Annotated in this window: 5 protein-coding genes; 2 read left to right on the plus strand and 3 right to left on the minus strand. The window is 42.5% G+C overall.

Annotated features, from left to right (window positions below; all coding sequences use genetic code 11):
• Window positions 1-88 precede the first annotated feature (88 nt).
• Window positions 89-3,334, minus strand: coding sequence for a PAS domain-containing protein (locus FCR06_RS11255; protein WP_138499588.1), 3,246 nt, complete (start codon window positions 3,332-3,334; stop codon window positions 89-91).
• 366 nt (window positions 3,335-3,700) lie between these two features.
• Complete coding sequence (locus FCR06_RS11260) at window positions 3,701-4,909, minus strand: NupC/NupG family nucleoside CNT transporter (RefSeq protein ID WP_138499590.1); 1,209 nt, start codon at window positions 4,907-4,909, stop codon at window positions 3,701-3,703.
• Between the two features lie 316 nt (window positions 4,910-5,225).
• Between FCR06_RS11260 and FCR06_RS11265 the strand changes: the two genes are divergently transcribed.
• Together FCR06_RS11265 and FCR06_RS11270 are read left to right on the plus strand one after the other, a co-directional pair.
• Window positions 5,226-6,440, plus strand: coding sequence for a lipid-A-disaccharide synthase-related protein (locus FCR06_RS11265; protein ID WP_138499592.1), 1,215 nt, complete (start codon window positions 5,226-5,228; stop codon window positions 6,438-6,440).
• A 401-nt stretch (window positions 6,441-6,841) separates the two neighbouring features.
• A complete protein-coding gene (locus FCR06_RS11270; RefSeq protein ID WP_138499594.1) occupies window positions 6,842-8,593 on the plus strand; it encodes an ABC transporter ATP-binding protein in 1,752 nt (583 codons plus the stop codon).
• A 111-nt stretch (window positions 8,594-8,704) separates the two neighbouring features.
• On the opposite strand, the gene FCR06_RS11275 is transcribed toward FCR06_RS11270, so the two are convergent.
• On the minus strand, window positions 8,705-8,938 hold a 234-nt coding region (locus tag FCR06_RS11275), incomplete at its 5' end, for a transposase family protein (RefSeq protein ID WP_138499596.1).

The following is an 8,938-nucleotide window of genomic DNA, read 5'->3' on the forward strand; positions in this document are numbered from 1 at the left end:
CTTGCTTAGTTTGTGAATTATATTTTTGTAATTTGAGTCAATAGCTCCCCGATAAATGGGGGGGACTTCTAATGCAATACAGTCAGAGCTATTTTTGCCCAATCAGATCTGCAATCGAGGTTAGTAGTTCGATTGGTTGTACTGGTTTGGCAACATGTTTTTTAAAGCCTGCTGCCAAAATTTGCTGCCGATCACTTTCTCCAACATAAGCGGTAAGAGCGATCACTGGAATTTCTCTACTCTGCTGTTTTGACATTGCTCTAATCTGCCCGATTAGACTGTAGCCATCCATCTCTGGCATTGCTAAATCACTTATTAATAAATCGGGTACACTCTGTGCTAAAGTAGCTAAGGCCTCAGTTGCCGATGCAGCAGTAGTTATCAGTGCCCCTTTCTGCTCAAGCAAGAAGCCAACAAACTCCCTAGTATCAGCATCATCATCGACAATTAATATCTGTAGTCCATTGAACAGCGAAGAATCAAATTTTTTCTCTGCTCCCTCTGTTTTTGCTGCTTTCGCCGCTGCTTCACTCTCTTTCATCGCAGGTACTCTGACAGTAAAAATTGCTCCCTGCCCAATTCCTGGACTATCTGCGATCACACTACCACCATGCAACTCTACTAAGTGGCGAACTATTGCTAATCCTAGTCCCAATCCCCCAAATTTCCTGGTTGTACTGGTATCAGCTTGACGAAAAGATTCAAATACGTGGGGTAGGAATTCGGGTGAAATACCTTGACCTGTATCTTTGACTTGAATCAATGCCCAGTCAGAAGTTGAATCACCAGTCAATGAAAGGCTGACTTCCACTGTTCCATTAGAAGGAGTGAACTTGACAGCATTGGAGAGTAGATTTCCCACAACTTGCTGTAAGCGATAAAAATCACCTGAGATTTTACCTACATTGGGGTCAAGCTGAGTTATTATTTGGATAGATTTGGTTTGAGCAATTAATCTGACTGTTTCTAATGCAGCATCAATTACAGCTACCAGATTAACAGGGGCAAAAGTCAGGGTCAGCTTCCCACGAATAATTCGGGACACATCCAATAATTCATCAATTAATTGAATCTGCAATTGAGTATTTCTTTCGATGATCTCCAAAGCCTTATTGGTAGTATCTTCATCAAATTTGCGGCTTCTGAGTAGAGATGACCATCCCAGAATTGGGTTGAGAGGCGATCGCAATTCGTGGGAAAGAATGGCCAGAAACTCATCTTTATTGCGGTTTGCTTGTTTGAGTTCCTCTGCTTGTTGCCTGAGTGCTTCTTCTAATTGCTTTCTGGGAGTTAAGTCAAGAATAAAATAAATCAAAGACATCGGCGATCGCTCCACTAAAGCACCACCAATTAATATGGGAATGCGGGAACCATCTTTACGGATGTATTCTTTTTCATAAGCGCTGCATACGCCAATTGTTAAAAGTTGCTCTATACCCTGGCGATCAAGAGCGTGATATTCAGGGGGGGTGATATCTTTTCTACGTACCTTAAGAGTTAATAATTCCTCTTGCGTATAACCTACCATTTCTAAAAAAGCTTCGTTCGCCTCAGTAATGTATTCAGGAGTAGCGAACATAATACCAATAATATTGGAATCAACTAACCGCCTTAATTGAGTTTCCCGTTGGCGCAAAGTATTTTCTGCGTGTTTGCGCTGCGTAATATCCTGGGCAGTACCCATTATTCGTAGTGCTTTACCGTCGGTATCATAAAAAACACGACCTTTGGCATCAATCCAATGAATGCTACCATCAAGCCAAATTGTGCGGTATTCAACCTCACAATCAACTTTCGCTGCCAGAGAACGGGCGATCGCTTCCTCTACGGATATACGATCTTCTGGATGGACATAGTTAAGAAAAATCTCATAGCTAATTTCCGCTTCTGAAGATAGTCCAAACAGTTGCTTACATTTGTCCGTCCAAATTAATTCTTTGGTGAGCAAATTCCAAAACCACATGCCAACTTCAGCAGCGTTAGTTGCTAACCGAATTCGCTCTTCACTTTCACGCAGCTTTGTTTCGGCTTGTTGGCGATCGTCTAGTGCAGCTTGCTGTTCGCTAATATCAGTACTAGCACCAACTACCCTGACTACTTGACCGTTTGTATCCCGAACTGCAAACCCTTGGTCTTCTACCCACAAATAGCGACCATCCTTATGACGTACTCGATACTTGATGCGATAACGGTTTCCATTCACCATACTAGCTATGAACTCGTCACTGACCATTTGTTGGTCATCGGGGTGAATGTGTTCTTGCCACCACTCGAAGGTAGGTTGAGCTTCTTGTTGTGTGTAGCCAAAAACTTGAGTTAAACCCTCAGTTCTTTCTACACTATTTCGATGAATTTCCCAGTCGTAAATCACACAATTAACCGCTGCTGCTGCTAGCTCAAATCTTTCGTTACTTTGGCGTAGGGAAATTTCTGTGCGTCGTCGGTCTGTAACATCGAAAGCGATCCCTAAAATATGATGCGGTAATCCCTCAGCAGTTCTGCTGTACACAGTGTCATAGCTACAAAACCAGCGCCACTCTCCATTCGCGTGTCGAATCTGGTATTCAAAACTCAGGACTTCTTGCCTACCAGCAGAATTAAATTTTTTTTGATAGTTATGAAGTCGGGGCAAGTCTTCAGGGTGTAGAAGTTGGTTAAACAACTCAGTTCCCATAGCTTGGATTTGTTCTGGTGTGTAACCCCAAACTTCAGCAATCTCATAATTAACGTAACAATTTTGCTGCTCGATTACGTCATAGATGTATAGTAAGCCCGGAAGAGTGTCCGCAATTTTTTGAAATAAACGTTGACTATCCCACCGAGGCTGAAAGTCATCTACCTCAATTGCTTTTGGATCTTCAGCACAGCTACAGTTCTCCTCAACCTGAAGGTGCTTAGATTCAGTAATGTCAAAAAAAGTTGTAATGATCGCGTAGGGAGTAGTTCCTGTGACTTCAAATAACGGTTGTGAAGATAATAATAGCCAAACTAGCTCACCATACGGTTTATAGAAGCCACAGACTACATTTCTACAAGGTTTACCTGTCTTCAAGGCAATCATCGCTGGGTAAATCTCATATAGCAAAGGCGAGCCATGTTCATTAATAAATTCCCATCTAGGCTCGAGCAAATTTTGCCCGACTAATTGCTCGCTTGTCAGTCCTAGAATCCTCTCGACAGCACCATTGCAAGCCTGAATTCTGCCATCAGGTAACTGAAGAATCATTCCTTCTTCTTTAGTGGTTAGCAACGAATAATTTGATTCTTTACTAACTTGCCGATACAGCAGCTTATCACTAGCCAGCTGGTTTTTAAACTTTTCCGTGTCTGGCATTCTATTAGAGTTAAATAAATTTAAAGTAAATAAAGATAATATCTTAGTGGCTCATAGTTACATAAATTTTAGGATTAATTCTTCTACCTTAAAGTGGAGTATAACTATAACTCAAGTCGTCTATTGTTTGTCATCGGCACTGATAACTGTTGACTGATAAGTGTTAAGTGGGGAGTTATTTTCTTTTTCTCCTCTCCCTATCTCCTCATCTCCCCATATCCAAGATTTCGTTAACCTAGTTAGAGAACCAACTTTACAAAGGTAAATCCAAGCCTGCTCAGGAGATAAGAAGGATGGAGCGATCGCTAATAATTATTTCTTACTGAGCCAATTTGTTTAAACTTTATCGCTCCCTCTGCGCCTCCTTCAAATCACCATTCCAGCAATACAAGCAGTAATAAAACCTGCTAACAATCCGCCAATCATCGCCCTCACACCCATACGGGCTAAATCGTGTTGGCGATTAGGTGCTATGCCAGTAATACCGCCAATGGTAATGCCAATTGAACCGATATTTGCAAAATTACATAATGCGTAAGTCGCAATAATCACTGAACGTTGGGAAATTTTACCACCTTCAATTAGTGCCTTCAAATCCAAAAAAGCAATAAACTCATTCAGAATTGTCTTTGTACCTAATAATTCTCCAACCTGCTGACAATCAGCCCAAGGTATGCCCAGCAAAAATGCTACCGGAGCCATAAAATAAGATAAAATCCACTGTAATGAAAGTTGCTGTAAACCGACAAATCCGCCTAACCATCCCAACAGGGCATTCACAGCAGCTAATAATCCCAAAAAAGCAATAATCATTACTCCTACATTAACTGCTAGCTTTACGCCGTCAATTGCGCCACTAGTAGCAGCATCAATTACATTCACATAATTAGTTTCCACATTCACTTTCACCTTACCAGTGGTTTCTGATACTTCCGTTTCTGGGTAGAGTAATTTTGATACCACCAATGATGTGGGAGCAGTCATAAAAAAAGCCGCAATTAGGTGTTGTGTTGGTATTCCAAAGGAAATATACGCCCCTAGTACTCCACCTGCAATTGTGGCAAAACCACTCGTCATCAATGCATGGAGTTCTGATTGCGTCATATTCGCTATATAAGGTTTAACCATCAGCGCTGATTCTGTTGGCCCCAAAAAGATATTACCGGCACAGGATAAAGATTCAGAACCCGATGTTTTCATTGTCTTAATCATCACCCACGCCATTAGGCTTACTACTCGCTGTAAAATGCCGTAGTGATACAAGACACTGATAAAGGCAGAGAAAAAGATAATTGTTGGCAGCACTTGGAAGGCAAAAAAATGATCCTTAAAATTTTCTCCAAAGACAAATTTGGCACCGACATCAGAGAATGTTAAAAATTGGCTGACAACATCTCCCAAAGATTTAAAGATACGCAAACCCCAAGGAGTTTTTAAAATCACTAAGGCAAATATCAACTCCAATCCCAAACCCCACGCCACTATTCGCCAACGCACCGCTTGACGATTCACGGAGAAGGTGTAGGATATGCCGATAAAAATAAAAATTCCCAGCGCAGAAATAACGCGTTCCATGTTTATTGCGACACAACTTTTTTATCACTGTATCGTCAACACTTAAAATTACTCCGTTCAAATTTATGTTCCTAAATTAATCTACGCATAGCGCTTGTACTCCCAATACTGTATTCTCTGATAAATTAGCGTCTGCAAAAACAGGGATTAGCAGTAATTCCATTCCGGTTTATACCTAGAAAAGTAACTTTGGAGATTTGTCTATCAAATCACAAGCTCTCAAGGGTAAAAATACTATTAATCTCTTCACCTACTTAGCCAATGTAGGTTAAAAATCTCATTAAACAAGCATTTTAGACCTATCCAAACCCCCAAGATGCCTTCTAAGCGAATCTTGTTTATCAGTAATGGCCACGGAGAGGACAACCACACCTCTCATGTTATTCAAACTCTGCGCCAATTGTGTCCTTCTGTTGAAATGGCAGCAATGCCGATTGTGGGGGAAGGAAAAGCTTACCGCAGCTTGGACATTCCTATCATTGGGCCGACACAAACGATGCCCTCTGGGGGATTCTTTTACATGAAGCGCCTCTATTTGCTCAAAGATTTTCAATCGGGATTGATTGGGTTAACGTGGCGACAGTTACAAGCAGTGTTGCAGTATGCTCCCAACTGCGATTTGATTATGGCTACTGGGGATTTTGTCTCACAGACATTTGCTTACTTAACAAAGCGTCCCTTCGTCTCGTTTATCTCTTGTCTTTCTGCTCTCTATGAAGGGCGATTGCCTATCAATCCACTGTTGTGGCACGATTTGAATTCTTCTCGATGTCTAACTGTTTTCACTAGAGATTCATATACCGCTTCTGATCTGCAACGGCAAGGTATAGCTAAAGCTCAATTTGGTGGAATTCCAGCTTTAGATCGGCTMGTCCCGGCTGGCAAAGACTTGCACTTGAAACCGGACAGGAAAGCGATCGCTCTTTTACCAGGATCGCGAATGCCAGAAGCCGCACGAAATTTCTGTTTGCAGTTGCAACTGGTAGTAGAAATTGCCAAGTTAATGCCTTTAGGGTTTCAGTTTCGCGCCGCCTTAGTACCAAATTTGATGGACCAATTAGACGAGATTGCTCAAAGTCAAGGTTGGCAACTCAATCAAGGCATACTCACTTATTCTCCTCCAGGAAGTTCTCTTGAGGAATCACCGCTTGTAGAAGTGAGATGTTACTCAGACGCTTTCAGTGACATTTTATATTACTCTGACCTTGTGATTGGGATGGCAGGATTGGCAGTGGATTTAGCAGTAGCGATCGGCAAACCGATAATCCAAATTCCTGGGGAAGGGCCTCAATTTACCTATCAATTTGCAGAGGCACAAACGCGGCTGTTGGGTATTTCTGCCCAAACTATCGGCACAGGGCCAGCAACTCCAGAGATTCTCAGACAAGCAGCTCGACGAGTAGTCGAGACTTTACAAGATGCAGACTATCTCGCCAAGTGCCAAGAAAATGGACCTGGGCGATTTGGCCCGCCCGGTGCATCTGAAAGAATAGCCCGCTTTGTGCTAACTTCTCTAGGAGAAATTGAGTAGAAATTACGAAAAAGGCAAGGGGACAGGGGGTAGGGAGCAGAGGAGGCAGGGGAGCTGGGAGCAGGGGAGGAATGAACCTTAGAACTCCATTAATGAGTCTTTGATATTCATTAATGAACCTCAGAACTCCGTTAATGAGTGTTTGATATTCATTAATGAACCTTAGAACTCGATTAATGAGTGTTTGATATTCATTAATGAACCTTAGAACTCGATTAATGAGTGTTTGATATTCATTAATGAACCTTAGAACTCGATTAATGAGTGTTTGATATTCATTAATGAACCTTAGAACTCCGTTAATGAGTCTTTGATACTCATTAATCCACCTCAAAGACTTATGCCCCCTGCCCCCTGCCTCCTACCCAATCTCAACAATAATTATTTACGCCGACCTACTTATGAAAGTCCGCTCTAGTTACTGGCAACTGTTACCTTATCTGTGGCCCCAATGGTCGCTGTTAGTTCGGGGATTGGCTTGCATCTTAGGATTCGTGTTGCTGACTGTAGCACTGCCTTACATAGTAGGCCAGGTCGCTTTTTTTGTCGGTCAGGGAAATGTTAACCAGATTGCCTACTGGCTCGGACTAGCTACTTTGGTCTTTTTAGTTCGAGGGCTTTGTCAATACGGGCAGAATGTCTTTATGATCGCTGCTGCTCTGAATATGGTTTTAAACTTGCGTAAGCGGGTTTACGCTCACCTGCACAAACTTGGATTAGATTACTTTGAAACCACACAGACGGGTGACCTCACTTATCGATTGACTGAAGATATTGATCGCGTAGGCGAGATTGTAGACAAATTATCCCATCAGTTTCTTTCCAATCTTTTGCAGTTAATTGCGATTCCCATTTACATGCTCTACCTCAATTGGCAGCTCACCCTTGCGGGTTTGATTTTAGCTCCCTTGATGGCTTGGTTGATTGGGCTATTTGGTCAGCGATTACTTGTGCTATCTCGCCAGAGTCAAAATCAGGTTTCCAATTTGTCGGCCCAGCTAACTGAAGTATTTGGTGGGATTCGCGTTGTTCAGGCTTTTGCCGCACAAGGGTATGAAATTAAGCGATTTAATCAGGAAGCAGAACGCAATCGCCAAGTTAAGTATCGCGCTCTACAACTCAAATCCATTCAGTTTCCTGTTGTCGGTTTTTTAGAAGCAGTTAGTATTATGCTGCTGTTTCTACTGGGAGGATGGCAGATTTCTCAAAATCAACTGACATCTCAAGGCTTTATCAGTTTCTTAGCTGCTGTGGCTATATTGATTCAGCCAATCGACCTGTTAATTAGCAATTACAACGAGTACAAACAGACTGAGGCTTCGGTAGAACGTATTTTTGAATTGATGACCGAGCAGCCGAGTTTAAGCGAAAAGTCGAATGCGAAGAAACTACCACGAGTTGCTGGCAAGGTAGAGTACCGTCATGTCAATTTCGCCTACAATCTTGGCCAGCCAGTCCTCAAGGATCTGAATCTGCACGCTTCTCCGGGTAATGTTATTGCCTTGGTTGGTTCTTCTGGGGCAGGTAAATCGACATTAATTAGCCTTTTACTTCGCTTCTATGACCCCCAAGCGGGTGAAATCCTGATTGATGATATTGATATCCGCGATGTTACGCTCACCAGCTTACGCCAACAGATTGGCATTGTTCCCCAAGAAATTACGCTTTTCTCGGGAACGATCGCCGAAAATATTGGTTACGGTCAGGAAAAATTGGATTTAGCTGCAATTGAGTCAGCAGCAAAGATTGCTAACGCTCACTCCTTTATCACCCAATTTTCCCAAGGTTAMCATAGCTGGGTAGGCGAGCGGGGAGTTAACTTATCCGGAGGACAACGTCAAAGATTAGCGATCGCCAGAGCAATTGTCAACGATCCGCGAATTCTGATCTTGGATGAAGCTACCTCTGCCCTAGATTCGGAATCAGAAGCACTAGTTCAAGAAGCGATCGAGCGAGTGATGGAAAACCGTACTGTGTTTATTATTGCCCATCGTTTGAGCAGCGTTCGGCGGGCTGACTGCATTCTGGTATTAGAACAAGGACGGGTGGTTGAAGCTGGTACTCACACTTCACTGCTGTCTCAGGAAGGACGCTATGCCCGTTTTTATGCCCAACAGTTTTACTCTACAGATGAGGTAGGGAGTAGGGAGTAGGGAGCAGGGGGTAGAAGGTAGAACTATTAGTATTAATTCATGTTTGTCATTAGACCTCTTGCAAAAAAGTTTTGTGGTATGGTGGAGGATTGAGTTAAATTCAACAGGAATTTAGGCTTTTTGAATTTCGTAGTTATAAAGCCCAGCAATTAAATGACAGCGCAATCCAAAACGTTTCCTGCGATTACGGTAGCGCTGACTCAAAATCCGAAAAACTTTTAACTGCCGATTAACATGTTCAATCAGGACTCGACGACTCGCTAAAGTCCGGTTAGATTGCTTTTGCTCTTTGGTTAACTTACCTCCTCTAGGTTTTTTGTGAGGCAACTGACTATTTGTATGTAC

It is taken from the genome of Nostoc sp. PA-18-2419 (assembly GCF_005869855.1).
Lineage (GTDB): Bacteria > Cyanobacteriota > Cyanobacteriia > Cyanobacteriales > Nostocaceae > Nostoc.

What these genes read in the sequence shown, in the direction of transcription:
- FCR06_RS11255 (WP_138499588.1), bottom strand. Translation starts at nt 3,334, where the DNA reads ATGCCAGACACGGAAAAGTTTAAAAACCAGCTGGCTAGTGATAAGCTG.
- FCR06_RS11260 (WP_138499590.1), bottom strand. Translation starts at nt 4,909, where the DNA reads ATGGAACGCGTTATTTCTGCGCTGGGAATTTTTATTTTTATCGGCATA.